The following is a 1,549-nucleotide window of genomic DNA, read 5'->3' on the forward strand; positions in this document are numbered from 1 at the left end:
GGGAAGAGCTTGCGGGCGGCCACGAACAGCCCCGCCGTCATCGCGCTGCTGACCAGAAAATCGCGGCGGGTCATGTCCTTGAGGGTTGTTCCAGTCCTGATCCGTTTCGTCATCGTCGTCTCCGGTTGGGCGCGGCTTGGGACCGCGTCGTCGATTGCGTGTTGATCAAAACAAAAAAGCCGCCAGCCAGGTCTTCGCGTCCGGGTGACCGGGAGCGCATGAACCTGAGCGGCAGCTTTGCCTGTGGCGCCCGCCATTGGACGCCTGTTCCGTGACCCGTGAAGGGTCTGTCTATTCCAAAGCAGGAACCGTGCCAGTTTAGCAGGAGATGAAAAAGATAAATGAAATCAGCGATACGTGCCGGTCACCGACACGCGGGACCCTATGGCTGGCAGGCCAAAGATTGTTCATTGGAGCAATCGCACGCACAATTTTTGTGCAATGCACAAGAATGGCGCGGAAATGATCAGGCTTCCGCGCGGGCTGATTTCTGGGCGGCGATGTAGCCGTCGACCTCGTCCGGATCGAAGATCTGGCCGTCGAAGAAACCATCCGGGCCGAGCACCAGGCCCGCCCCTGTCGCGCCGACCGCGGTGGCGACGCGGAGCGCGCCCTCGACTTTCGAATTGGCGCCGGGAAGTGCCACGCCAAGCGGCTTCAGCGCCGAACGATAAAGGTCGGGACGATAGCAATCCCGAGCAATGGCGAGGTTCTCAGGCGTGTGCGCCACATGCCCCCAGCGCACCATCTGCGTGTAGAACCACAACGCATGGCTCTTCCACGGAAAGTTCGCGGCCTTGTCGAAGGGCAGGAAGAAGTCGTCGATCGTCCGCTCCGCGCCGTCGCCGAGTTGGAGATGTCCAGTCAGGATCGGCATCTGCACGGCCGGCGGCAGGCCGAGGAAACCAGGCTGCGACATGACAGCGGCCAATTCGCCGTGGTTGGCCGGATCCTGGCACCAGCGAGCTGAATGATGCAGCGCGCGCAGCAGTGCGGCCAGTGCCTCGGGGTTCTCGTCCGCCCAGGCCTTGCGCACACCTATCACCTTCTCCGGGCTGTTACGCCATATCTGGGCCTTGACGGTGACGATGTGGCCGGTGCCGGCGGCGACAGAGGCGCTGTTCCAGGGCTCGCCGACGCAGTAGCCGTCGATCCGCCCTGTGGCCAGCGCGTCGGCCATGAACGGCGGCGGCACGATGACGATCTCGATCTGTCGCGTCGGATCGATGCCGCAGGCGGCAAGCCAGTAGCGCAGTTCGTAATTGTGCCCGGAATGCGGATGCACGACGGCGAAGCGCAACGGATCATGGCCGGCGGCAGCACGCTCGCGAATGAGCGCGCCAAGTGCTGCACCAGCGCGCGCCGGATCGAGATCAGGCGCGGCGCCATGCGCCGCCATGCCGGCCCAGACGGCGTTGGAAATCGTGACGCAATTGCCGCCGAGCCCGAGCGAGAACGGGACGATGGTCTCGGAAGCGAGCGGCGTCAGCCCGAGATTGCAGGCCAGCGGCATCGGCCCCAGCATATGCGCGAGATGGAAGTGGCCGAT

Annotated in this window: 1 protein-coding gene; it reads right to left on the reverse strand. The window is 64.1% G+C overall.

Annotated elements, in window-relative coordinates:
• Window positions 1–466 precede the first annotated feature (466 nt).
• The coding region (locus tag EN935_RS35355) for a CmpA/NrtA family ABC transporter substrate-binding protein (RefSeq protein WP_127374194.1) at window positions 467–1,549 on the reverse strand (1,083 nt) is incomplete at its 5' end.

Origin of the sequence: Mesorhizobium sp. M7D.F.Ca.US.004.03.1.1 (assembly GCF_003998635.1) — a bacterium.
Taxonomy (GTDB): domain Bacteria; phylum Pseudomonadota; class Alphaproteobacteria; order Rhizobiales; family Rhizobiaceae; genus Mesorhizobium; species Mesorhizobium loti.